Origin of the sequence: Streptomyces sp. 147326 (assembly GCF_045000215.1) — a bacterium.
Classification (GTDB): domain Bacteria; phylum Actinomycetota; class Actinomycetes; order Streptomycetales; family Streptomycetaceae; genus Streptomyces.
On record NZ_CP134201.1, the window covers coordinates 8391132 to 8414747 of the forward strand.

A 23616-nucleotide genomic window follows, 5' to 3' on the forward strand; every position below is an offset into this window, starting at 1 on the left:
AGTCGTTGGCAACCTGCGCCGTCGCCCCCGGGGCGCGGACCGGGGGCGACGGCGCAGGTCTGGTGATGGATTAAGCGACCGCCTGGCGGCGCGCGTCCACCACCGCGAGGAGCTTGCCGCTGGTCGGGCTCCGGTCCAGCGACGCGCCGTCGACCGCCTCGACCACCAGGTCCAGCAGCCGCTCCGTCACCGCCGAGCGGAGCTCCGGGTAGCCGGCCAGGAAGACCTCCCGCAGCCGCTCCGGATCCGTCGTCCCGGCCCGCTCCACCCGTACGGTCAGCAGCTCGCGCGCGTCCGTAGCGTCGAGCCGGATCTGCAACTCGCCACGGTGGCCGCCCTGTTCTTCGGCCAGGTCCAGGAAGCGCCGGTGGTTGAGGAAGTACGTCGCCACCCGCATCACGTCACCGGTGCGCCCCCGCAGCTCGAAGCGGGGCGCGTGCCGGCCGCACGGGCAGCGGCCCGGGACCTCCCGGCCGAGGTCACCGATCACGTACCGGCCCAGGTGCTGGCCGCGCCGGGCATGTGTGGCGAAGACCAGCCGGCCCGTCTCGCCCGGGGCCACCGGCCGGTCCTCGGCCAGGTCCAGGACCTCCATCGTGTGGAGGTCGGCGTGCAGGTGGTGGACGCCGCCGGAGCTCTCGGTGCACTGGTAGCCCAGCGGTCCGAGGTCGGTGCTGCCGTAGGTGATCGAGCGGACCGTCTCGATCCCGAACGTCTCCCTCAGCGTGCGCTGTTGCTCCTCGGTGAAGTGCTCGCCGCCGTAGAAGACCTTGCGCAGGCCTCCGTACGCGCGCAGCGCCTCCTCCTCCGCGTACAGCAGCTGCCACAGGTAGGAGGGCATCCCGAAGAGGGTGTCGGCCCCCAGGTCGATCAGCGCCTGTGCCGTCGCCCGGTGGTCCGGCCCGGCGGACAGCGGCAGTTGCACCCCGCCGAGCCGTTCCAGCACGGAGAAGAAGCTGATGAAGCTGCCGTACATGGCGCCGCAGTAGAAGAGGTTCGCCGTGCGGTCCCCGACCGGGTCGTAGCCGGCGGCGAGCAGGCCGCGGGCGGCGGCGTGCATCTGGGTGTCGTAGTCGTCGTAACTGAAGATCGACAGCGCGGGCGCGCCGGTGCTGCCGCCGCTGCGGAAGTACAGCTCGGCATCGGCCCGTGCCACCCGCGCGCCCCGCTCCTGCACGTCCTCCTTGCCCAGCAGCGGGCCCGCGGGCCGCGGCAGGACGACGGGCCGGGCCAGGTCGTCCAGGCAGGCGGTGGTGGCGAAGCGGGCCGCGTCGGCCTGCACGGCGACGCGGCGGCTGTAGCGCTGCAGGGCGTAGACGCCGTCGTGCGGCTCGCCCGCGTAGCTGTCCAGCATGGCGCCGACCGGCGTGACACGGGTGACGCCCGCCGCCAGGACGGTGCGGGACAGCTCGGCGATGTCGGTCCGGCTGCCCGCGAGGCCCGCGGTCTGCAGATAGCGGCGCATCGGGCGCAGGGTGGCGATCAGCCGCTTGCGGGGCAGCGGCTTGACCCACACGCTGCGGTGCAGCGGCGAGGCGGTGAGCGGGGACCGGGTGTCGGCCATGACCCGCCACGCGCCGTCGGGTGCGGCGAACACCCGGGTCAGGCCGAGGTGTTCCTCCAGGCGGGCCACCAGCTCGGTGGTGGTCAGCTCGGCCTCCTCGGCCGGATCCGGCCCGCCCGCCGAAGCGGCGGTCACGGCCGGCGGCCGCGCCGCGAGCACCGCGGCGAAGCTTTCGGCGAACGCGAACACCTCGCCCTCGTCCTCGGTGTCGAGGTAGACCACCTGGGGGCTGGAGCACGCCTGCTGCTCGTGCAGGCACACGTCGTCCGCGAGGGCGTCGAGCGTCCCGGCGTCCGACCAGGCGTCGCCCGTCAGGTACGCGAAGGAGATCCGGTGCCCCCACTCCACGAGCCGGCACCCGGCCGGCACATGGGCCGCCACCCCTTCGACGGCGCCCTCCCCGCCCCAGACGGCGACGGCGTCCGCCGGCGCGCACATCAGGCGCAGCCAGTCCTGCCGGGAGGAGGGGAAGCGCAGCACGACGATCCGCGCGGCCAGCGCGCCGCTGGGGTCCAGGGCCGCGAGCTCGGCCATCAGGTGCTGGGTGAGGAGGGTGTCGGCGCTGCTGGTCTTGAGGACGTTGACGTTTCCGGCGAGCAGGCCCTCGACGATGCTCAGCGGCGCGACCGTCGAGGCGTTGCCCGGGGCGATGTGGGCGACCAGGCCGACGGGCGCCCAGGCCTCGTAGACCGTCTCGCGCGGATCGGCCCGGTTCAGGCGGCCGGGAGCCGCGCCGCCCAGTTCCCGGCGCAGCTTGCGGGTCAGCTCCCGCCGGCCGAGGAGGCCGCCGAGCTCGGCCAGCACGGCCGGGTCCTCCCCTTCGGGCAGGTGGGGGGCCAGCCGGGCGTGCACGGGGTGGGCCGGGTCGCACAGGGCGCCGGCGAGGGCGTCACAGGCGGCCAGGACGGTCTCGGTCTCCAGTCCCTCGGCCAGCGAGGCCTCCACGGCGGCCGGCAGACCGGCGAGGCGGCGCCCGGCCTCCTCGTCACCGATGAACGCGCCCTGCCAGTAGTGGTGCGCGGCGCCGTCGCCCTGCTGCTCGTACGCGGCCTTGGTCTCCGTCACGGTCACGCCATGCCCTTCATCAGTTCGGCTGCGGCCACCGCGCAGCTGCGGTTGCGGCTCACCCCGGCACGGCCGTGGACGGTGAACCAGGGGGTCTCCAGCTCGCACCCGCAGGCGTCGCCAGGCTGGAGGGAGGCGAGGTCGCCCATGAGCACGCTCTGCGCCGGTACCGAGGTGATGTACGGCGACACGAGGTGCAGGTAGCCCGGTTCCCCGTACGGCAGGGGCTCGAGCGTGCGCGTGGAGCGGATCGTCACCCGGGACCAGACGGGGGCGTGCAGCCGGTGGTGGTCGCACTCGATGTACGGGATGCAGTGCTCCACCGACCCGAAGGTGTCCCGGATCCGCTCGCCCGGGATGCCGAGCTGCTCGGTGACGCGGGCGTACAGCTCCTCCTTGCCGATCCGCCGGTCGGCATGGCCCTTCCAGCCGCCGCCGAGGACGACCAGGGAGCCCTCGGGCAGGCGCAGCGGAGGCAGCCCCATGGCCCGCATGCGCTCCAGGGTGAAGAACAGGAAGGCCGGGAAGCCGAGGATGCGGACCGGGGCGTCCTCGCGCTCGAAGCGGCGCAGCGCGGCGATGCAGCCGAAGGGGTCGAACTCGTGGTCGCCGCCGGTGTTGCGCAGCGCGTACTCGACGCTGCGCGCGGGGGCGAAATCGCACAGGTAGTTGTCGGTGAAGGCGGTTCCCAGGTTCAGGGACGGGGCCGGCTCGTAGCTGTAGAGGAGGTAGTTGACCTCCTGGTCGGGGGTGATCCAGCCGTTGCGCTCGAAGATCCGGGCGACCATGCGCTGGGCGGAGCGGATGGTCCAGTGGTCGAAGAACATCTGCGACTTCTGGCCGGTGGTGCCGGAGGAGGTCAGGTGCAGCTCGACGTCCTCGCGCGGGATGGAGAGCACCTCGTGGCGCTTGAAGAAGTTCGCGTGGACGAGCGGCGTGCGGTACGGCTCGGCCGGTGCGGTGGCCTCGTACAGGGAGCGGAAGAACGGGGAGCGCTCGGTGTGCCAGGCGTTGGTCTCCGCCATGGCCGCGGCGAACAGCGCGTCCTGCGCGGGCCCGGAGGCGTACGGATCGGTCAGGTCGCACAGCTGCTGTACGTGCGGCAGGAGGGCCGGATCTGGTACGGAGACCGGTGCGAGATGGGGGTTCATGTGCTTCGTGGTGTCCATAGGATTCATGAGGCGACCTCGGGTGATGTGGGCAGATGGGTCGACGCCCAGGCCGACGTGTAGCAGTCCAGATAGGGCTGGAGGGGCGGTTCGACGGCGACGCCGCGGAAGTCGATCCGCTCGCTGGACCGGGAGAGGACGGCGTAGTCGTGGAAGCCGTCGCCGTCGGCGCGCATCGCCGGGTAGAGGGCCCCGGCGACGAACCCCTGGGCGAGAAAGGCCGAAAGGGCCTCCTGGTGCGCGAGCGGCACCAGGGCCTCGACGTAACCGGCACCCGCGCGGGCAAGGGCCCGCGTGACGGGTTCGAGGTACGCGGCCGCCGCGGCGGGGTCGGGGTGGGCGGTCAGCAGGGAGGCGTACCCGCCGGCGCGGTTGAGGTAGGCGTAGACCTCGAACCGGCCGTCCTCGGGGGTGAGCAGCACGTTCGGGGTGTGCAGCGGGTAGAACCAGCCCCCGGCGCAGGGGAACCGCTCGCGGAAACGGCGGCGCACGAAGGCCGGCGCCTCGATCATCTCCAGCCGTTCGGCGGCCCCTTGCGGCGGGGGCGCCGGGAGCGGGCCGGCGGCAGCGCGGACTCCGGGGTAGCGGATGCCGAGGGCGGCCTCCGCGGTGCGCAGCAACGGCAGTAGCGGGGCGGGCACTTCGGTGACCGGTATCCGGCGGTCGAGCACACCCGCGGAGTGACGCGCGTAGAGTGCGAGGCTTTCCCGGCTGCGCAGATCCACCGCATTGGGCAGGATGCCCAGTGGGCGGAAGCCGTTGCGGGCGACGACGCGCTGCGGTCCGGAACTGACGGTGCGTACGGTCGCGTAGACCGAGTCCAGCCGCCCCGTGTCCAGCATCCCGGCGCACAGTGCCTCGGTCAGGGCGGCGGCCAGGCCCCCCGAGCGGTGCCCGGGGTGGACGGCGATGCCCTCCAGGCGGCCGATGCGGCTGCCCGGCTCACCGTGGATGGCGGCGGACGCGGTCAGGGCCCCGGTGCCGGCGCAGCGGCCGACGAGCCACAGGGAGTGCGGGTCCTGCATGAGCCGGGCCATCTCGGCCGGGTCGGTGCCGAGGGCCACCGGGTAGTGCGGCCCGTAGACGGCGTAGTAGAGCTGGCGCAGTTCGGCGATGTCGGCCGGGGTGGCCGGGGTGATGACGGGGTTCACCGGGTGCCTCCGGCGGGTTCCGTGCCGTGGCTCGTGTCCGCGTCCGCATCCGCGTGCGCCGCGGGCGGTTCGGGCGTACGGGACCCGAGCAGGGCCAGCGCGAAGGCGGCGGGAACCAGGCCGGCCCCCTGCACCAGGCACAGGGTCTGGGGCGAGAGCAGGTCCCCGGCGGAGCCGAACACCAGCGATGCCACCGGCAGGGAGGCGCCCAGTACGGCCTGCATCACGGCGAAGAAGCCGGGCTTGTCCGCCGTCGGCACCAGCCGCTGGAAGAGGGCCACGAAGCGGACGCTGACCGCCCCGGCACACCATCCGGCCACGGCCAGGCAGCCCGCGACGACCGCGCGGTGGGCGACCAGCCCGGGCACCGCCAGGGCGAGGGCCATCAGGCCCAGGCACCAGGCGCCGGCGACCGTGGGCCGGCCCGGCACGCGGGTGCCGGTGAAGGCGCCGATGAGCGCGCCGGCGCCCAGGGAGGCCTCCAGCAGTGCCACGGTGCCGCCACCGCCCCGGAGGACCGAGCGGGTGTAGAGGGGGATGACGACGAAGACGGCGGTGGTGAAGAGGTTCGCCGCGGTGAAGCAGATCAGGATCCGCCGTACGTAGGGCAGTTCGCCCAGGATCCGGCGGAGCGCGCGCCGCTGGGGCACATCTGCCGCGGCGGCTTCTGCGGTTTCTGCGGTTTCGGTGGGGCGGAAGCGGGCGCTCGCGACGAGCAGGGCCGCTCCCGCGTAGGCGGCCGCGCAGCCGACGGCCAGCCCGGCCACGCCGGCCCGGTCGACGGTCAGGGCGCCGAGCAGCGCTCCGCCGAGGCCGGCCAGGGACTGGGTGGACAGTTCGAAGCCGGTGGCCGTCTCGATGTCGGCGTCGTCGACGAGTTCGGGCACCGAGGTGGTCAGGCAGGGGTCGAAGAAGGCCTGGCAGGTGGCCAGGGCGAGAGCGGCGGCGTACACGGCGGTGAGCGGCAGGCCGCCGCCGTACGCCCACAGCGCGAGCGCGCCGGAAGCGGTCCCGGCCAGGGCCGCGGCGGTCCGCAGGACCGAACGGTGGGCGAACCGGCCGACCGCCGCCGCCACGACGGGCGCCAGGGCCACGGCCGGCAGGGTGCAGGCCGCCATGAACAGCCCGGAGGCCAGACCGCGGGCGTCGTGCACGGCGTAGGCGACGATCCACCAGGACACGCCGACCTGGAACATGCGGACGGCGGCCTGGGTGAGGACCTGGCCGAGCCACACGGCGCCGAAGGCCCGGTTGCGCAGGATCAGCGGCGCGCGCCGGCCGCCGGCCGCGACCTCGCTCGTGACCTCCTCGGTCACGGGTGCGGCGGTCATGCGGTCGGCCTCTCGTCGAGGACCCGGACCAGCTTGCCCGAGCGCGGGTTGACGGCGAGGTCGCGGTGGCGTGCCCACTCCACCGAGAGCGGGTGCACGAATCCTGCGCGCACGCTCTCCGGATACAGCGGCCGTACGGTCTCCAGCTCCGCGACGACGGCCCCGGCCAGCTGCTCCCGGCCGTGCTCGGGGTGGCCGGGGGTCGTCGCCAGCCGCAGGACGAGCCCGTCGCGGCCCTCCCAGCGGCGGACGACGAGCTGCATGCCGACCACCTGCCCTGCGGTGTCCGCCGCGGTCACGGCGTCCTGGGCGTCCTGGGTGTAGAGGGAGACGGGGCCCACCCGTACGCCTTCCTCGGCGCGGCCGAGGATCCGGAAGTGCCCGGGGCCGGTGCCGGTCCACTCGGCCCGGTCGCCGGCGGGGTAGCGGATGATCGGCATGAGCCGGCGGAAGAGGCTGGTGACGACTACGCGGCCGGGCCGCCCCGGTTCGGTGACGGGCTCATCGGTGGAGTCGTCGAGGATCTCGACGACCGAGTACGGGGTGAAGGCGCGGTGCACCCGGGCGTCGGGGCCGGGTACGGCGCGGCCGAGGAGGCCCGCGTCGACGCTGGCGTATCCGACGGAACGGGCCTCGGCGCGGGGGAACGCGGTGGCCAGCAGGCGCCGCTGGTCGTCGAAGAGCGCCTCGCCGCCGAAGAGCAGCAGCTCGACGGAGTCGAGCCGGACACCGGTCGAGGCGACCTGTTCGGCGAGCCGGCACAAGGTGGTGGGCGTGCCGGCCAGCACCTGGGCGGCGAGATCGCGCAGCGTGGGGATCGTCGTCTCCAGCGGCGCGCCGCCGCCGATCGGCAGGCGGACGTTGTCCACGGGCGCGTGGGCGAGCGAGTCGAGGACGAAGAGGAAGCTGGCGTACAGCTCCCCGGCGTAGAAGAGGTCCGCGACGCGGTGTCCCGGGCGCAGACCCGTGTCCACAAGGCCCTGGCCGAAGGAGGTGACGAAGGTGCGCCACTCGTCGCGGGTGTAGACGGAGAACTTGGGGGACCCGGTGGTGCCGCCGGTCTTGTAGACCGTGGCCTCGCTGAGCGGGCCGGTCAGCACGCGGCTGTCGTGAAGGGTGTTGGCCGCCCAGAACTCCTGCTGGTCGACCACCGGCAGGTCGGTGAGGCGGTCGGCGTGCGGCGGCAGGGACGCGTAGAGGTCCCGGTAGAAGGGTGAGTTGTGACGGGCGAAACGTATGAGGTCCGAGAGTTGCTGGGCGGACATGGGCCTTTGCCTTGGTGACGGAAACGGGACGGGAGCCCCGGCGGCGCACGGCGAGAGCGAGAACTCGCCTGCGCATTCGGCCGGTGTGAACGGGGGACCCCCCGGCGCCCCCGCCTCCTCGACGCACGCCAAGAGCTGACGCGCTGTCACAATGATGAAACATCAGTGCGCTTGTCACCAAATTGGCCGAGGTTTTCCGGCCAGTGTGGCCGCATCCGCCAATATCTTCGCTTCCCCGCCCGTCAGGGGCGCCTGCGGCGGACCGCCGCGGATCGGGTCAGCAGCGCGGCGGCCTGCCGGCGTGCCTCGTCCAGCCATGCTGCGCGTTGCCGGTCGTCCGAGTCGGTGACGGTACGGAAGACGACCCGGCGCACCTCGGCAACTCCCACGTACGGCAGGACACATGCCGACCAGATGCTGTGCAGCGGATCGCCGAACTTGGTCTCCTCGCGATCGGCGGGAGTGTCGGAGGTGTTCAGGACGAGCGCCTTGCCGGCCTTCGGGAGCCCCGTGGGCTTGCCCTCCGCGGTGCCCAGTTTGTAGGCGACGCCGGGCGCGAGTACGCGCTGCACCCAGCCGGCGAGGACGGCGGGCGGCATGCCCCACCAGTTCGGGTGGACGAACACCATGCCGTCGAGCGTCGCCACCTCGGCCCGGTGGAGCTCCACCTGCGCATCGTGGGCCCGTGACGCCGACTGGACCGTCCCCGTCTCCTCGGGGGAGAGCACTGGCGCGAATCCTTCGGCGTACAGATCGTGCGCCACCACCTGAACAGCCCCGCCCGCGCACCTCCTCCACCACCGCGCCGAACAGCGCGTGATTGAAGCTTCCCGATCGCGGATGTGCGAGCTACACACCTATGCGCATGGCTCTTCCCCCAGTCGACACGAGCCGCCGTTCCGGCTGGTCGTCATTATCCGTGAGCCACTGCTCACCGGAGCGGGCGCCTGACGGGTCAGTGACGCAAAGCCGAGTCCAACCGGTGGCGCAGCACGGCCAGTCGGCTGCGACCGGGCTCGCAGGCGGGCATCAGCCGCACCAGTCCGCGTACCTCCGGCGACGCGTGCTCGATCGCCCATCGCAGCTCCTCGTCACCGACGGCGGCGTCATCGCCCGCCGAGAGCTCGCGAGCGAGCGCGGCGTAAATGGCCGGCCCGTGAATGTGTTTCGCCTGGTGAGGGGTGGCCAATGAGTGGATGTACGGGGCCGCTGCCGCGTAGCAGACGGCGCGCGCGGCGGCAGCGGCAGCCGGATCGCCGACCTCGCCCGCGGCCTTGTGGCTCGCCCAGGCGGCGGAGCGCAATTGCGCCGTCCGCTTCCCCGTACGCGTGAAGGCCCGCAGGACCTCGATCGCCTCGCGCGGGCGGATGTCATCGGGAGCCTTCGCCTCGAACAGCGGCAGCACCCGCTCGGCGCAATCGGCCGCCCAGAGCCCGAGGAGACGGCGGTCTTCTTCGCTGATGGTCACCTGGTTCACTCGCACATCTTGCCGGTTCCGCCACGGTCTGTCGCGACTCAGGGCAAGCCGGAGACGCTCGTGCCGAGCGGCAGCAACAGGCGTTGGTGGACGGTTCGGCACTTGGCGGTGGCTTCGTGGGGGCCTGGGATGCGCTGCCAGCGGTATGCGCGGTGTTGAACGGACCATAGGCCCGTCCACTGAGCGATGGGTGTTATGGCGTCTTCCCCGCGGGCCGTTGGCGGCCAGAGGGCGGTGGGGTCGGTGGTGCTGTGGTGCCGGGCGAGTTCGTGGTGGAGGACGCGCTGGAGAGCCGTGGCCGGCTGGGTGAAGGAGGTGTGGCCGCACCTGGAACCACCGCGGCGGCGCTCGGGGCCTGGACCGTCTTCGAAGACGAGGCGACCCGGCCACCGGAAACCTCCTCGCCAACAACGCCACCCGCTAGTCCTAATGGTTGTGCTCTCTTGTTGCGTGGTCGAGGGTGTTTAGCACGTTTTCCTTGTCCCAGTTGGGGCCACCGCCTTCCTCGGGGGCATCCGCGATGACGGCCCTCAAGTCGGTCAGTACCAGCATGATTTCGTCCCAGTCTTCCCGCTCGCTGGGGATTCCTCCGTCGTCGCCTCCGGGGAGACGAGGAGTGGTATCTCCTATGTTCGACATGATCACTCACCGTGCCATTTCTGTTTCGCGTTGGGCTTCTGGCGGTTCCGCTGTTGTCGATCTTGTCAGCGGCTGTACCGATGATCGCGAAGTAGTCGTTTCTTCGATTGAATTCGATTCTGAACGGATGCACCTCTATGAGGGGTGCTTGGCAATCCAAAATGCTCCTCGTGGTACCCCCTACCATGTATCTTTCCCTTAGAGCTTCGCCCACGCGCCACCGAGGTTGAACTCATGGATAGGGGTCTCGAAAGTTACGGACCACTTCCCTACGAGAGCCCCACCTAGTGAGAGACTGATATTCTGAGTCTGCAGGGCGGATGTGGGTGATGCGTCCGAAAGTGTCTGCAGGCCGGCGTCCTGATCGACCGAGGGGAGGGAGTCGATCGAATCTGGGGTAATTGCAATCGCAGACGCTAGTCGTTGATCGATACCGGATGTTGAGATCTCCTGGGCGTCGAGACTGGTGAAGTCGTACGCTTCTTCAAATGTTCCTTCATTGTAGAAATGGAAAGAAAATCTGGCGATTGTGTTTCCGAATTCATCTGTCTCGTCCAGGCGCATCCTGATGGGTATGAGGCCCGTTGTGTCGCTGGGAATATGCATTGTCATCCATTCTTTAAATCGACTCAGCGATCGGCTATGTTTTGCATGCGAGTGCTAACCGGAGGGTTTTGACGGCTATGGCGGTGTGACCCTGTGGTGCAGGCGGACTTCTGCGCAGCTGGACACGGCGATAGTCATCCGAAATCCTGCCTGCATCCCAGCATGTGTTCATCTGGCTTTGGTGTCCATCTGAGGTCGGTGCCACTCAGGCCGACGATCGGGACGCCCTGGCGTTCGCAGATTCGGATGATGCGGTGGGTGCGTGCGGCGGTCAGATCGTGAGCGCGGCCCGGCAAGGCCAGGCGAGATCCACAGGAGCTGGCTTTCGGGATCGGTGACGACCTGCACGTTCACGCCGTGGCGCCGGTGCTTGTGGGAGTAATCGGCGCGTCCGTCGCCCAGGCGGTCGCACTCGCTGAGGGTGCCGTCCAGGAGCACGTAGTCCGGGTCGTGCTCGCGCAGGGTCTTGAGCAGGCCCGGCGCTCGGTCGGCGAGGAGCCGCACGACGGCGGTGGTGTAGGCGTGGGCGGTGCCTACGGATATGCCGAACCCGGCGGCGATCTGCGCGAGAGTGTCGTGCTTGCGCAGGTAGGCGAGAGCTACGAGGGCACGCTTGTGCGGCGGGAGCTTGCAGCGGCGGTCACCCTCACGGATGACGATAAGCATCGTGACCCACTCGACCAGCGCATGAGGCAGGTCGAGTGCGGCAGGATAGGGAACCAGCAGGGCTCCTGAACCGGCAAGTTGAGACTTCGAACACCTCACCCAACGGCACGGGGGCCCTGTCCGTTGCGGGCACCAAGGTCATCACCCGATCGGTGGCCACGCTGAAAAGGCTCAGTCACAAGACGCACCCCTCTCCTGCCGGCGCGGAGGTTGCGGCAACGTGAGCCGGACGGTCCGCTCGTGCCGTGCTGCGAGCCGGGACAGGACAGGTTCGAGCCAATGAACCTCGCACTTTCGGGCTCTCTTCCGTCCGACACGTTGCGTTAACCGCGCAAACAACTTTGCCGCGTTAACGTGTTTCTTGACCAACCATTGACTGGTTCTTGGTGAGCACAACAGGTGTCTTTTTCAGCTGGAGGGTCGATGTTGCGAGGTGTGACAGCCGGGACTGCGGTCGCGGTCCTCGCCGCCGCCCTGCTCGCCGCCTGTTCCCGGCAGGTGCGGCGGTGTTCGCACACGCGCACGGATCCCGACGTGCCACGGCCGGAGTCCAGTCCGGAATCCAGTCATCGGGGTAGGCGCCGCGTCCTCACCGGTCACGGCGACCGCTGCCTCGATGGTCCGTCAGGCCCCTGTGCAGACCCGCCACGTCCCGGCGGTGCTCCAGGTCTTCCGCTGCTGACAGCGAAGCAGCGCCTGCCTCTGTCCTGCCCGTCCGACGCGCTGCCATGGCGCGCCAGGAGGAATGACCACGCATGCAGCCCCTCATCGACAACGCCCGCACATTCGGACAGCGCCCTGAGGAGTTCGCCAAGCTCGCCGAAGGCCAGTCCCCAGAGGTCCTGTTCATCACCTGTTCCGACTCCCGCGTCGTACCGGCCCTGATCACCGGCGCCGCCCCCGGTCAGCTCTTCGAGCTGCGCACCGCGGGCAACATCGTCCCGCCGTACGCCTCCGAGCGGCCCACCTCCGAGGCCGCCACCATCGAGTACGCCGTGGAAGTGCTCGGCGTCCAGGACATCGTCGTCTGCGGCCACTCGCACTGCGGGGCCGTCGGCGCGCTGGTCCGCGGCGACGACCTCGACCCGGTCCCAGCCGTGCGGGACTGGCTCGCGTACGCCGCGAGCCCGCCGGTGTCGGCCTCCCCAGACGACCCGGCGGTCGCCGAGTCCGTGCAGCACCACGTGCTCGCCCAACTTCTGCGTCTGCGTTCCTACCCCTGCGTGGAGAAGGGGCTGGCCGAGGGGCTTCTGCGGGTACGCGGCTGGTACTACGAGGTGCACACCGGGGCCGTACTCGAACACCGCGCGGGAACCGACACCTTCGAGGCTCTGTGAGCGGCATCTTGAACGCTGTGATCAGGTTTCCCCATCTCAGGCGTGACTTCGCCGCCTCCCTCGTCGTCTTCCTTGTCGCGCTGCCGCTGTGCGTCGGCGTGGCCGTCGCCTCCGGCGTCCCGGCGGAACTCGGCCTGGTCACCGGCATCGTGGGCGGCATCGTCGCGGGGCTGATGCCCGGCAGCAGCCTGCAGGTGTCCGGGCCGGCCGCCGGTTTGACCGTGCTCGTCTTCGAGGCCGTCCGCCAGTTCGGGCTGGCCGCGCTCGGTGTGATCGTGTTGGCCGCCGGGCTCCTCCAGCTCCTCATGGGCGCGCTCCGGCTGGGCCGCTGGTTCCGGGCCATCTCGGTGTCGGTGGTCGAGGGCATGCTGGCCGGCATCGGGCTCGTGATCATCGCGGGCCAGCTGTATGCGGCGGCGGGCCTGAAGGCGCCGGCGTCCGGCATCGACAAGATCGCGGGGCTGCCGGAGGCGCTTGTCCGCGCGGTCGGCAGCACCGAGGCCCTGGCCTCGCTCGGAGTGGGCGCGGCCACCATCGCGGTGATGGTGCTGTGGAAGCGCATGCCGAAACGGGCCCGGGCGGTGCCGGGCGCGCTCGCGGCGGTGCTGCTCGCCACGCTGGCCTCGCTGGCGTTCGGGCTGCCGGTCGCCACGGTGGAGGTCCAGGGGCTGCTCGGCGCGATCCAGCCGCCGGGGGCCGACGCCTTCGGTCAGTTGGCCCAGCCCGCCGTCCTCGGCACCGTCCTGGCGTTCGCGTTGATCGCCTCCGCCGAAAGCCTTTTCAGCGCAGCGGCCGTGGACCGGCTCCACGACGGGCCGCGCACCGAGTACGACAAGGAACTCATCGCGCAAGGCGCCGGCAACACCGTGTGCGGGCTGCTCGGCGCGCTGCCGATGACCGCCGTGATCGTGCGAAGCTCGGCCAACGTCCAGGCGGGCGCGAAGACGAAGGCCTCCCGGGTGCTGCACGGCGTGTGGCTGCTGCTGTTCGCGGCGCTCCTGCCGTCCGTCCTGGAGCTGATCCCGCTGCCCGCACTCGCCGGCATCCTCGTGCACGCGGGTTGGAAGCTGATTCCGTTCCGGCAGGTCGTGCTGCTGTGGGCGGCGTACCGCGGTGAGGCGCTGATCCTGGTGGTCACGGCCGTGGCGATCGTCGCGGTCAACATGTTCGAGGGCGTGCTGATCGGTCTGGCCCTGTCGGTCGCCAAGACCGCCTGGGAGGCCTCGCACGTCAAGCTGGAGGTGATCGACAAGGGCGCCGGCCCGGTCCGGGCGTACCTGTCGGGCAACGCGACGTTCCTGCGGCTGCCGAAGATCCTCGACAGTCTGGAGGCCCTGCCGCAGGACCGCCCCGTGGAGCTGGACCTCTCGGGGCTGCACCACGTCGACCACGCCTGCCGCACGGCCCTGGAGAACTGGGCCGAGCGGCACAGCGCGGCAGACACGGAGCCGGTGCGGGTCACCGCGCCGTAGGCGCACCCTGTGTGGGCCGCGCGCCGCACCGCCCGCCGCCGCCCGCCGCGCTCCTGCCGTGGTCGGGGAGGCCCGCAGCAGCATCGCCCGGCTGGCATCGCGCTGGTCGACCGCGGGCAAGCGGCCGGACTCACCGCGCAGTCTCTCCAGGTGCTCACCGCCATGCTGCGCGCCGCCGGGGAGGCGGCGGGCCACGGCGGGTACCGCGAGCGCTCCGGGGCGACGTGGGCGGTGCGCACGGCCGCATCCCCGGATCCGTGCGGCCCGGCATGCCGTTCGCCGAGCACGCCGCAGGGGAGCGGATCAACACCCGCGGCGTGCGCGGACTGGACGCGAACGGACGGCCCACGGGCGGGAACACCTTCTCTGCGGACACGGCCGGCTGGTGCCTTACCGGCAAGGCGAGGACCTGGTACCGGGAGTCGGACGGCTACCGGCTGACCGAGGCCGAGGCCGAGCAGCTGGTCGGGTTCCTGCCGTCCTACCCCTGGCAGGGCTCGCGCACGAGCGCCTTCCAGCGGATCGGCGACGTGGTGTGCCCGCCCGTCGGCGCGGTCGTCCTGGGCGCCCTGACGGGCCGCCCGCGGCACCGGCGTGGACGACCTGCGGTCTGGACGTGGGGGCGGGGGCCGGGGCGGGGGAGGTCATGGCGCTGCTCCTCGGTGCAGGGATCCCTCCATTCCATCATGTGTTCGATTTACTCGGCGAGTGGCTCACCGGAGCACCTGTCGTACGTCTGTGTGCGGGAGTCCTCCCGCGCGCCGAGCGGGGGGCCGGTCGTTACAGATCTCGTAGCTCGTCCGTTAGACCGCCGACGTCGCTTAATCGAATTGCCGTGAAGATTAACGTCTTGGCGTAAGAATGCCGGGCGTCTCTCCCGTCCGGACTGGGGTAGGGGGTCCCCAGCGACTCCAAGCGGGTCAACCTCAGCCCTACGGCTGCACCTCGACAGCCCCCGATCTGTGCGGAGCCCTCCTTGAGACGATCTCCCGCCCACGGGTTGTTGTGAATGGGTGCGGCGGTGGCGCCAGATGGGCGTCAGCCAGGACGGGGCGGGTGACCCTGCTCGCGCTGCCCAGCCGTAGTGATCATGGCTGTCACGCTGCTGCTGGCGGGCGCCAATCCCGAAGATGGCCAGCTGCCATGGACGTGCCTGTTCACAGGCGGGAGGAGGCTCCGCATGCACGTCCTCCTGGTCGCTCATTAGCTGCGCACGCTCGGACGACTCTCCTGGGGGACAGGAACCACTGTCGCGATGAGCCCTCGCCGGTCAGGCGTGCTCGTCCGATGGCTGCCGGGCAGGTTGGACCGACCAGCTTGGCGGCTCGTCGTTGCCTGAGTCCTCGTCACGCTCCGCGTCGGCGGCTGTCACATGGATTTTGCTCGACGCATGGTGGACCGGCGCGTACACGGCGTAGAGCTGCAGGGTCTCGTCACCGACGTTGGTGACGTTGTGCCAAGTGCCGGCGGGTACAAAGATCGCCCAGCCATCTTCGACCTCCCGGTCGAAGTCGAGTCGATCCTTCGTTTGGCCCATCTGGACGCGGCCCCGGCCTGCGTCGAGTCGTAGGAATTGGTCAGTCTCCGGGTGCGCCTCCAAGCCGATGTCCTCACCCACCGGGATCGACATGAGGGTCAACTGAAGGTACTTCCCAGACCAGGCGACCGCGCGATAGTCCGTGTTCTCAAGCGTCGCCTTCTCAAGGTCGAAGCTTTGAGGGTCCGGCCCGATGTCCTTGATGGTCATACTTCTCTCCCGGTCAACGAAGGCGGTACGGGGTACACGGCCGCGGCCCGCTGCCACATTCCGCCGTGCGTCCGGTCGTCTGGTCGACCGGGTTCGCAGAGACGATGACAGTCGTGCCGGCCAGGCGCCGACGTGACACCTCCACGATCGAGTGCCCGGCAGCGCACTCCAGCATGATCCGAGACCGCTGCGCCTGAGCCTGGGCCGTTGTATACGACAACGCACGCAGCCCTCCAGCACAGCCTGCTGGGCACCGGTTACCGGCAATGGCGGAATCTTTCGGACGAGCACGACTCATGCCGACCTAACGCCAGACCTCAGACTCAGGTCACTCATAAGGCTTGGTCGGATTCCGCAGCAGTCGACGCGCTCGGGGGCGGGCCGCGCCGAGAGTGCCGACCGCACGTCGCTGACTGCACGGACGAATCGACCGACCGAGATAGCTGTGCAGGTCGGCAGGACCGGTGACCAGGCGGCCACTCGATAGACGCGCAGCTCGTGTACGGACACGGAGGTGCGAAATCGTATCTGGGTCCCCTTCGGTGACGCCCCTCCCGTCGAGTCCGCCAAGACCCACAGCTGGACCTGGCGAAGGCCCGGGCCGGGGACCACGTCCGCGAGATGTACCCGGGCGTGAACGTCCCCGAGGCGCTCCGGCTCGTGCCCGACGTCGCCTTCCCGCCGACGGAGTGTTCCGACGTCGCCGAGTGGGTCGCGCGGTACAACGGCCGGACGAACGGGAAGCAGACCTGCGGCCCGCGATAGCGGGGAGGACCGGTGGACATGCTTGAGGGGATGACCCCCGGCTGGCGGAGGGCCGTTCACACCCGGGGGTCTGCCGCCGGTTTCCCGGCGGCTCGCTCGTTCTGCGGGGCCGGGGGCAACGCAGGTACATCACGTACAGCTTGTTGTTGTAGGAGGCCGCGGCCGGGGTTCCAGGTGTTGCCGTCGTGGTGGCCTGCCCACAGGGCGCCAGCCGCGCCGCGGACCGAGGCCCTGCCCCGCGGCGACCACCACGCACCCCGGTGCCGAGTCCCGGGCCTCCCGCTCCGGCGCAGAACCCCTGTCAGGCCGTCGGGGTGGCAAGGTCGGTGACGTTGAGGAATCCGGGAGGAGTGGGGGAGGCGTGCCGGGCGACGTGGTGAAGGCGCCGACGAGGCGGTGCCAGTCGTAGATACCGCGCAGGTAGGCGAACCGCCTCCAAGTACGGTGGACGGCCTCCTGCGCGGTCTTCGGCAGCCCGAGCGGCCCGCACAGGCGCGAGGCCTGCTCCCGCACCCGGGGCAACCGCCGCACTTGAGCGCCGGCGCGCCGCTGGAGCTCGCCGATAGCCTCAGGCCGGGTCCACTGCCGTTCCCGCATCATGGGCAGGGGGGTGTCTTCGGCCCGGCTGGCGGCACGATCCGTCAGGCGCTTGCGGGGCCGGAAGCGCGCCTCGTTGTTCACCGGTCAGGGAAGCCGTCCATGCGCGTGGTCTCCGCCAGGATGCGTGTCCGGCGGGGCCGGTGGGTGTTCGCCTGCGAGGATCGTTCGGCTGGAGTCGGGGGATCCGCCGTGAAGTGGCTGCCCTTGCGGCTCCGCCCCGCATGCCCCCGGCCGGCACCCCCCGCTGGCCGGGGCAGGCCCCGGCCAGCCCACCCCCCCGGCTGGTCGGGGCTCCTCCATGCGGAGGGCAGGGATTGACTCGCAGGGCCCGTTGCCACTGGTGCCTGAGCCCTGTTCTGGTGCTATGACAGGCGCCTTTTCGGCTGGGGTTGGGCGTCGAGGAATGCCCACCAGTCGTGGCCGTCGTGGTCGGTGTGGGCGCCGCACGCGTCGACGGTCCGCAGTACCGCTACCTCCGCCGGAACACCTCCCGCATCGTCCTGTCCGTCGGTCTGGTGGTTGAGGACCATGACGAGGATCTTGGCGTCCTGGTCGGCGAGGTGGACGCTGACGCGTTTCCCGCCGGCTGCCACGGCCGTGTGGACCAAGCCGTGGACCGTCTTGAGGAAGTCGTGCTCGTTCAGCAGCGGGTAGTCCCACTCGGCGACGGCGAGCGCAGCCTGTGCGGCGGCCTTCTTCGCCGCCCACTGTTCCGCGCGGAACGCCAGTACCCTCGCCCGCCGGCTGGTGACGACCAGCCGGGGCGGCACCCCGGTGAGCGATTTCGGCTTCGTCGCCGGCTGCGGCCGCGGAGCCTTCACAGGCTTCTTCTGCGGTGGCGGCGACTTCGGAGGAAAACCCGGCGGAACCTTCGGGCCCTTGGCTTCCACAACCTCGCTCATACCCCACCACGCTACGCCGGTTGACCGCCGCCGCGCACCGGCATCGACCATAGCGGTGTACCGCGTACCCGTGCGAGGACTCCCCGCTCAGGCGGCCATCGCGGGGACCGGGGCCGCGCAGCCCTCTGGGGAGCGGCGCTCTCCCCGGACGCGCGCGTGCGGCCGGGCGGGTGCGGGACCCTGGAATCCATCAGGGCCGGCACCGATCGGGCCTGCAAATGCCGTAGGACGGAGGGGCCGGGCGGGGTGGACTGGACTTCGATGCGGGCAGCGGATCGGATATCCCGTCCACCTCGGAATGGCACGCGTACGATGGCCGGTTTGGCTGCCCGAAGGCCGCCGGGTTGCCTTCCAGGCACCGGGCGAACCATGGGAAGCTGGGTAGCTCGGCAGCGGTTCGATCCGCGCCCGGCACCGACTCCGCAGACTCGCCGGAGCAGGCGACATTTGAACGACAGGCAATCTCAGCGAAGCCCATCCCTTCAGCAAGCTCGAAAACTAGGCTGATGGTATGGGACGGATTGAGGCTGCACTCTACGAGTGTTGGCACTACTCAGGGGAACTCCCTTGCTGCTGGTGGGCCCGCTCCTCGATGAGCCGGCGGAAGCCTGCCACCGCGTACCGCTCCCCGGTGGCCGAGCCGGGTCCCGGGATGCCGGCGACCTCGGCCATGCACTGCTGGGGCTGGGGCTGCCAGCCGGTGACTAGGACCCGCAGGCCCAGGCGCTGCTCACGCGAGGGCGACTTGATCAGACAGACGGTGGCAGACTGGCGGCACATCGGGGCTCCGGTGGTCGGGCGACTTGGAGGTCCCCTTGATCATCGGAGTTTCGTTGCGTGCGGAACTGCCGTACTGAAGGTTCGTCACAACCCTGCGACCTGCTGATCCTCCAAGCAGACAGGACTATGAATCAGCCCTGGGTCAGGGAGTGGCGATGAGTTCGCCGAGCCGCATGGCGAGCCACGGTCTGCGGCCGGAGGCTCGCATCTGGCCGCGCGCGATCGCCTTCCAGGTCGGCGTGCGCCGGAAGGAGACCAGCAGGAACGCGGTCGGCGACGCCGTGATCCTGCAGTCGTAGGCGCGTGGCGGAGCATCGCGAGCCACCGTCACCGTTCCGTCGTCGACGACGACCGCCAGCTGCGGGCCGCCCTTGATGGTGAGGTCGAAGGCAATGCTGACACCCCGTGCCTTCTCGGAGTCCAGGGCCAGTGGCATCGTCGCCGGTAGTGTCTGACCGAGTGCCAGGCGCGCCTCGTGCGGGCTGATCGGCCACGAAAGTCCGGCGCCGCGGGCGATGTCCAGACCGTGCACGAGGCTCTCGCTGAGCATAAGGCCTGTCACCGTCGCCAGCGTGATGTCCTGCCCAAACCAGGGCACGGTGACAGGGGTGTCCGGGGCGAGGTGCTCGGTGACCCGCAGGAACACCTCGCCCCACTCGGCGACCAAGTCGGCCAGACGCGCCCTGTCGTTGCCGCCGAAGAGGCCTATTGATGTGGCGTTCATGGCCGCAATCCGCTCGCTGAACGGCCCTTCTCCCGTCGGCAGGATGCTGTCCCAGTCCATGGACTCGTCGGCGCTGCTGGCGGAGGAGTACCCGACGTACACGGCCGAGAGGTGCGAGCCGACGTCGCCCACCGTCCACACGGGGACACCGGAGGCCGCGTCCAGGTCGGGGACGTCGCGCAACAGCCGGACGAGCCGCGGGACTACGGCACCCAGCGCGGCGCGGGTCTTCTCGTGCTCTGCGGAGGGATCGAATCCCGTGACGGTTCCCATACCACTCCCCCATGCTGCGGACCGGTCCGCAGATTACCGCCGGGTACGACACTTGCGGCAGTGCTGTGCACACGCCGGTGTGCACCCGTGAGTGTTATGCCCATGGTTCGGTTTCCGGTGTTTGAGCGTGACCCACATGAGTGCGATTCCGCACGCACCGACGGCGCCTCCGACGAGGACGACGATCCAGCCGAAGAAGTCTTTGCCTCCATCCTGCCTGACCCTGGCCTCTTCGGCGCCCAACGAGTCGGTCACCTCGCCGGCCCCTGGAGCAGCTCCGGCAGGTCGCGCCTTACTTGATCACCTGGCTGCCCAGAGAGTCGAGGTCTCTGAGGTGATCACGTTCTTGCCGAGCATCATCACGCCGATATCGATCACGACGATCACCAGCACGATCGGCACCACGCAGCCCACCGGGGCCCTTGCCCTCCGTTGATGTCATGGCCTCGACGCCAAACACGAACAACCTCACGTGACCCCGGCCGCCGGGCTCTGTGCCGACCAGAGGCCGTGGCTACGGGTGAGCGGCCTGGATGGGGAGCGGCCAGAGTCGGACGGTGTTGTCCTCACTGGCGGTGGCCAGCGTCCGTCCGTCGGGGCTGAAGACCGGCTGCACCGGGATCCCGCCCCCAAGGGTGCTGCCGAGGTCTGCGGTGGTGGTACGGGTGCGGGTTGCGAGGGACCACAACGCGAGTTTGACGGTGCGGTCGGAGTTGATGACAGCGGCGATGGTGCTGCCGTCCGGACTGATTGCTGCCCGCTGGACGATCTCCTGGCCAAGGACGGTGGTCGCGGTGCCGGCCGGGTTGGCCAGGTCCGTCAGGCGCAGCCCGTTCTTCCCCTTGCTTGCGGTGATGACGCCCCGTCCGTCGGGTGTGAACGCCACCGACTCCACTGCTCCGTCGAGGATTTCGATCACGGCGGGATCCTTGCTGGAGCCGGGGGTCCACAGCCGCAGCGCATTTTCCCGGCCTCTTTCTCCGCCGATGGCGAGGGTCTTCCCGTCGGGGCTGTAGGCCAGGACGTTCAGCCAGTCCCGGTCACCGGTCTGCGTGGCGGTGAGTGTGCCGGTGGCCGTGTCCCACATCAGGAGGTCGTCGTCGCCGGAGACGGCGAGAGTTCTGCCGTCGGGGCTGAACGCGAGCACGTTGCCGATGGGGCCGTAGCGGTCGAGGGTGGAGCGGCTGGTGCGGCTCGCCACGTCCCAGAGTTCGGCCTTGGACGCACCGAGCGCCGTGCCGGTGGCGAGGGTCCTGCCATCGGGGCTGAACAGAAGGTGCCGCACCTCCTCGGCCTTCGTGGCGAGGGTGGCGGCAACGGTCCGGGTGGTGGTGTCGCAGAGCCGGACGGTGCCGTCATGGCAGCCCACGGCCAAGAGCCCTCCGTCGGGGCTGTAGGCGAGCGACATCACGGTGCTGTCGGCAACGGTGAGTGCGCTCCAGAAATCGCCGGCCCGGTTCTTGGCGGACGGGGCGTCGTGGCCGGCGAACTGGCGCACGGCGATGACCGTCCCCGATGCCGCGCCCACGGCGGCCAATACGCCCAGCAGGACACCACGGCGGCGCAGCCCGGACGACGCGAGGGCGGGGACGGCCGGTGCCGCCGCGGTGGGCGCGCTCGCGAGCGCGGCCACGTCTGCGGGAACCGCAGGGGCCTGCACCCTCACTGTGGGGATGTGCCCCGCGGCCACGGCGCTCGGCGCCGCCGACCGGGCGGCATCCAGCCGCGCCCGCGTGCTCACGGCGTCAGGGCGCCGTGCCGGGTCCTTGGACAGCAGCTCACCGAGCAGGTCCGCCAGGGCGCCCGCGCGCACCGCCAACGGCGCGGGCTGGGTCAACACGGCCGTGATGACCGCTGTCAGGGTCGACCCGTCGAACGGCGGGCGTCCCTCGACCGCGGTGTACAGGGTCGCACCGAGCGCCCACATGTCCGCCGAGGCCCCACACGTCGGCCCTCCAACTGCTCCGGCGGCATGTACTGCGGAGTGCCGATGACGGTATTCGTCCCTGTCAGATGCTGGGTGGCGTCCAGGATCCGGGCGATGCCGAAATCGGTGATGACCGGACTCTCACCGGCGAGCAGCACGTTGTCGGGCTTCAGGTCGCGGTGGACCACCCCGGCGGCGTGCGCGTGGGCCAAGGCGTCGGCGATCATCTCCCCGAGGGCGGCTACCCGCTCCCAGCCGAGGCTTCCTTCGGCCCTGACGAGGCTGGCTAGCGAGGGCCCGGTGATGAACTCCATCACGATCCACGGAACACCCTGATGGTGCACCACGTCGTGCACCGTCACGATGCCCGGATGCCGCAGCCGGGCTGCGGCCCGTGCCTCCCGCTCGGTGCGCGCGATCAGCTCCGACCGGAGGTGCGGCGCCGTTTCGGGCGGCAGCAGCACCTCCTTGACCGCCACCTCGCGGTCGAGCAGCGAGTCGCGGCCACGCCACACGCGCCCCATCCCTCCGCGCCCGACCATCTCCACCAGGAGATACCGCCCGCCCACGAGGTCGCCCGCTGCCCCCATCATGTCGATCACCCTAGCGGCCACCGGAAACAGCCAACCACCGTCGGTCCATGGGGGCCCACCCCGCAGAGCAGAGCACACGCGTACCTGCCCATGACCATTCTCCGGCAGCGCTCCGCCGCCGCGCTTCGCCTCGCGACGATCAACCTCATGACGCGCTGGCTCACCCCGAACACGGCGAGACACCCGGACCAGCCGATCAGTCGGACAGGCCGGACAGGCCGGACAGGCCGAGATGGAACAACGTGACGGAACTACTGCCCTCTGGTCCGGCTCCCTGTTCTGTGATCCTCGTCTCCGGCTGCCCACGGTGTGGGCGGCCCAACACCGGCGTGCGGTACAAACGTTCCGCGAGCCGACCCTGGCTCGCGGGGGGCGCCTGAGGGGTGCCGCGTTCCGTGTTGGCCTGAAGCACACACCAGGGGATAGCAGCATGACCCGTCCGCAACCCGCACCCATGCCGCCGACAGGAACTGCGCGCCGCCGCGCTCGCTGGGAGCGCTACCGTGTCACAGGGCCGTTCTCCCCATCCGACCTCGCGAAGCTCTGGGGCCTCATCGGGGCTCTGGTGGGTGTCGCGTTGGTCCTCGGCTGGGCCCTGGACGTGAAGGGCGGCACGGTCATCGTGCTGCTGGTGCCGTACGTCTTCACGTGGTTCGACGCGCGGCGCGTCCTCTTCCAGTTCGACTCCTCCTGCGTGCGCATCGGCCACGTCCGGTTGCCGTGGACCGATGTCACCGCCTTCGTCGTCGCCGAGTCGGCCGCGCTCGGGCCGCAGGTACTGATCGGTACGCAGCTGCGCGACGGTGTGGCCGTACCCGCCGGGGTGCTGCCACCCGATGCGTCGATGCCCGCACAGCTCCATGTGGCGGTGGAGCGGCGGAAGTTCGACCTCGGGAAGCTGACCGCAAAGACGCGGCGGTACGCGCCCGCACACGTGCGGATCGTCGAGGTGGGAACCTCGGCGGGCCACTCGTCCGTGGGCGGGGATCCGTACACGGGCTCCGTTCGTCCGTACGCGCCAGTGTGGCAGCCGGGCCCGGCTGTCGGCGCCCTCCGGCCTGCCCTGCCGGACTCCTACGGGCCTCGCTGGAGCCTCGTCACGGCAGCGCTGCTGACATGTGCCGCAGTGTGGGCGGTGCTCGCTGCCGCGATGCCCTTGCCGGCCATGCTCTTCGAGTACGAGGGCGGAAGCTCAAAGGGTGGTGTCTTCCTGCTGACAGAGGACGTCCTGGGGCTGGACCTCTTCCCGGCCGTGGACCCTTGGCGTGGGCTGCTGACTTGGCCCTGGTTGCTCTCATTCCTTGGCATGCTCACCATCGCCTGCCGCGCCATCCAGCCGCACGCGCGGTTTCGTGCCCTGAGGGTCGTGGGTCTTCTGTGCGCCGTCACCTTTCCGCTGGTGCTGCTCGGGAACGACGTGGTCTCGGCGGGCCGCGTCAGCAGCTTTGAACGTGGTTGGTGGGTGCTGCACCTTGCTGCGCTTCTGGGGTTGGGGGCGTTCGTCGCCATGGACCTGACGCTCACCCGGGGCCGTGTCGGCAGGTTCTGACCGTCGGCCGCCCG

19 protein-coding genes and 1 pseudogene are annotated in these 23616 nt (G+C 70.5%); 4 read left to right on the plus strand and 16 right to left on the minus strand.

Annotation, left to right across the window (positions count from 1 at the left end):
* Positions 1-70 precede the first annotated feature (70 nt).
* The 10 genes and pseudogenes from RIU97_RS38800 to RIU97_RS38845 all read right to left on the minus strand — a co-directional run.
* Complete coding sequence (locus RIU97_RS38800; RefSeq protein WP_404962168.1) at positions 71-2635, minus strand: acyl-CoA reductase; 2565 nt, start codon at positions 2633-2635, stop codon at positions 71-73.
* On the minus strand, positions 2632-3780 hold the full coding sequence (locus RIU97_RS38805) for an acyl-protein synthase (RefSeq protein WP_404963091.1): 1149 nt from the start codon (positions 3778-3780) through the stop codon (positions 2632-2634). The genes RIU97_RS38800 and RIU97_RS38805 overlap by 4 nt, the downstream gene beginning before the upstream one ends.
* 23 nt (positions 3781-3803) lie before the next feature.
* Positions 3804-4949, minus strand: coding sequence for a GNAT family N-acetyltransferase (locus tag RIU97_RS38810; RefSeq protein WP_404962169.1), 1146 nt, complete (start codon positions 4947-4949; stop codon positions 3804-3806).
* Positions 4946-6280, minus strand: a complete 1335-nt coding sequence (locus RIU97_RS38815; protein ID WP_404962170.1) for an MFS transporter — start codon at positions 6278-6280, stop codon at positions 4946-4948. Before RIU97_RS38815 ends, RIU97_RS38810 begins: the two co-directional genes overlap by 4 nt.
* Positions 6277-7545 carry a phenylacetate--CoA ligase family protein gene (locus tag RIU97_RS38820; protein ID WP_404962171.1) on the minus strand — a complete coding sequence of 423 codons (1269 nt, stop codon included), beginning with the start codon at positions 7543-7545 and terminating at the stop codon, positions 6277-6279. The genes RIU97_RS38815 and RIU97_RS38820 overlap by 4 nt, the downstream gene beginning before the upstream one ends.
* Positions 7546-7787: 242 nt before the next feature.
* Complete coding sequence (locus tag RIU97_RS38825; protein WP_404962172.1) at positions 7788-8402, minus strand: NAD(P)H-dependent oxidoreductase; 615 nt, start codon at positions 8400-8402, stop codon at positions 7788-7790.
* A gap of 98 nt (positions 8403-8500) precedes the next feature.
* A complete protein-coding gene (locus tag RIU97_RS38830) occupies positions 8501-9022 on the minus strand; it encodes a putative immunity protein (RefSeq protein WP_404962173.1) in 522 nt (173 codons plus the stop codon).
* A 426-nt stretch (positions 9023-9448) separates the two neighbouring features.
* Positions 9449-9661 (minus strand): hypothetical protein, encoded by a 213-nt coding sequence (locus RIU97_RS38835; protein ID WP_404962174.1) that lies wholly within the window; start codon positions 9659-9661, stop codon positions 9449-9451.
* A gap of 198 nt (positions 9662-9859) precedes the next feature.
* Positions 9860-10225, minus strand: coding sequence for a hypothetical protein (locus tag RIU97_RS38840; protein ID WP_404962175.1), 366 nt, complete (start codon positions 10223-10225; stop codon positions 9860-9862).
* 254 nt (positions 10226-10479) lie between these two features.
* A pseudogene (locus RIU97_RS38845) lies at positions 10480-10990 on the minus strand (transposase family protein); the annotation flags it as partial.
* A 698-nt stretch (positions 10991-11688) separates the two neighbouring features.
* On the opposite strand from RIU97_RS38845, the gene RIU97_RS38850 reads away from it, so the two are divergent.
* Together RIU97_RS38850 and RIU97_RS38855 are read left to right on the plus strand one after the other, a co-directional pair.
* A complete protein-coding gene (locus tag RIU97_RS38850; protein WP_404962176.1) occupies positions 11689-12270 on the plus strand; it encodes a carbonic anhydrase in 582 nt (193 codons plus the stop codon).
* A 17-nt stretch (positions 12271-12287) separates the two neighbouring features.
* Positions 12288-13742, plus strand: a complete 1455-nt coding sequence (locus RIU97_RS38855; protein ID WP_404962177.1) for a SulP family inorganic anion transporter — start codon at positions 12288-12290, stop codon at positions 13740-13742.
* 1270 nt (positions 13743-15012) lie between these two features.
* Here RIU97_RS38855 and RIU97_RS38860 read toward each other — a convergent pair.
* On the minus strand, positions 15013-15489 hold the full coding sequence (locus RIU97_RS38860; RefSeq protein WP_404962178.1) for a cupin domain-containing protein: 477 nt from the start codon (positions 15487-15489) through the stop codon (positions 15013-15015).
* 633 nt (positions 15490-16122) lie between these two features.
* Here RIU97_RS38860 and RIU97_RS38865 point away from each other — a divergent pair.
* Entirely contained in the window at positions 16123-16254 is a 132-nt protein-coding gene (locus RIU97_RS38865) for a hypothetical protein (protein WP_404962179.1), read from the plus strand.
* 962 nt (positions 16255-17216) lie between these two features.
* Here the strand turns inward: RIU97_RS38865 and RIU97_RS38870 are convergent.
* From RIU97_RS38870 to RIU97_RS38890, 5 genes are all read right to left on the minus strand, one after another.
* Positions 17217-17675, minus strand: coding sequence for a hypothetical protein (locus RIU97_RS38870; protein ID WP_404962180.1), 459 nt, complete (start codon positions 17673-17675; stop codon positions 17217-17219).
* Positions 17676-18305: 630 nt separating this feature from the next.
* Complete coding sequence (locus RIU97_RS38875) at positions 18306-18536, minus strand: hypothetical protein (RefSeq protein WP_404962181.1); 231 nt, start codon at positions 18534-18536, stop codon at positions 18306-18308.
* Positions 18537-18678: 142 nt separating this feature from the next.
* On the minus strand, positions 18679-19533 hold the full coding sequence (locus RIU97_RS38880) for a maleylpyruvate isomerase N-terminal domain-containing protein (RefSeq protein ID WP_404962182.1): 855 nt from the start codon (positions 19531-19533) through the stop codon (positions 18679-18681).
* A gap of 514 nt (positions 19534-20047) precedes the next feature.
* Positions 20048-21370, minus strand: coding sequence for a WD40 repeat domain-containing protein (locus tag RIU97_RS38885; protein ID WP_404962183.1), 1323 nt, complete (start codon positions 21368-21370; stop codon positions 20048-20050).
* Positions 21371-21390: 20 nt separating this feature from the next.
* A complete protein-coding gene (locus RIU97_RS38890; protein WP_404962184.1) occupies positions 21391-22053 on the minus strand; it encodes a serine/threonine-protein kinase in 663 nt (220 codons plus the stop codon).
* A gap of 430 nt (positions 22054-22483) precedes the next feature.
* Between RIU97_RS38890 and RIU97_RS38895 the strand changes: the two genes are divergently transcribed.
* On the plus strand, positions 22484-23602 hold the full coding sequence (locus RIU97_RS38895) for a hypothetical protein (RefSeq protein ID WP_404962185.1): 1119 nt from the start codon (positions 22484-22486) through the stop codon (positions 23600-23602).
* Positions 23603-23616 lie beyond the last annotated feature (14 nt).

What these genes read in the sequence shown, in the direction of transcription:
- RIU97_RS38880 (WP_404962182.1), bottom strand. Translation starts at nt 19,533, where the DNA reads ATGGGAACCGTCACGGGATTCGATCCCTCCGCAGAGCACGAGAAGACC.
- RIU97_RS38815 (WP_404962170.1), bottom strand. Translation starts at nt 6,280, where the DNA reads ATGACCGCCGCACCCGTGACCGAGGAGGTCACGAGCGAGGTCGCGGCC.
- RIU97_RS38805 (WP_404963091.1), bottom strand. Translation starts at nt 3,780, where the DNA reads ATGAACCCCCATCTCGCACCGGTCTCCGTACCAGATCCGGCCCTCCTG.
- RIU97_RS38840 (WP_404962175.1), bottom strand. Translation starts at nt 10,225, where the DNA reads ATGCGCCTGGACGAGACAGATGAATTCGGAAACACAATCGCCAGATTT.
- RIU97_RS38875 (WP_404962181.1), bottom strand. Translation starts at nt 18,536, where the DNA reads ATGTGCCGCCAGTCTGCCACCGTCTGTCTGATCAAGTCGCCCTCGCGT.
- RIU97_RS38835 (WP_404962174.1), bottom strand. Translation starts at nt 9,661, where the DNA reads ATGTCGAACATAGGAGATACCACTCCTCGTCTCCCCGGAGGCGACGAC.
- RIU97_RS38860 (WP_404962178.1), bottom strand. Translation starts at nt 15,489, where the DNA reads ATGACCATCAAGGACATCGGGCCGGACCCTCAAAGCTTCGACCTTGAG.
- RIU97_RS38890 (WP_404962184.1), bottom strand. Translation starts at nt 22,053, where the DNA reads ATGATGGGGGCAGCGGGCGACCTCGTGGGCGGGCGGTATCTCCTGGTG.
- RIU97_RS38895 (WP_404962185.1), top strand. Translation starts at nt 22,484, where the DNA reads ATGACCCGTCCGCAACCCGCACCCATGCCGCCGACAGGAACTGCGCGC.
- RIU97_RS38850 (WP_404962176.1), top strand. Translation starts at nt 11,689, where the DNA reads ATGCAGCCCCTCATCGACAACGCCCGCACATTCGGACAGCGCCCTGAG.
- RIU97_RS38820 (WP_404962171.1), bottom strand. Translation starts at nt 7,545, where the DNA reads ATGTCCGCCCAGCAACTCTCGGACCTCATACGTTTCGCCCGTCACAAC.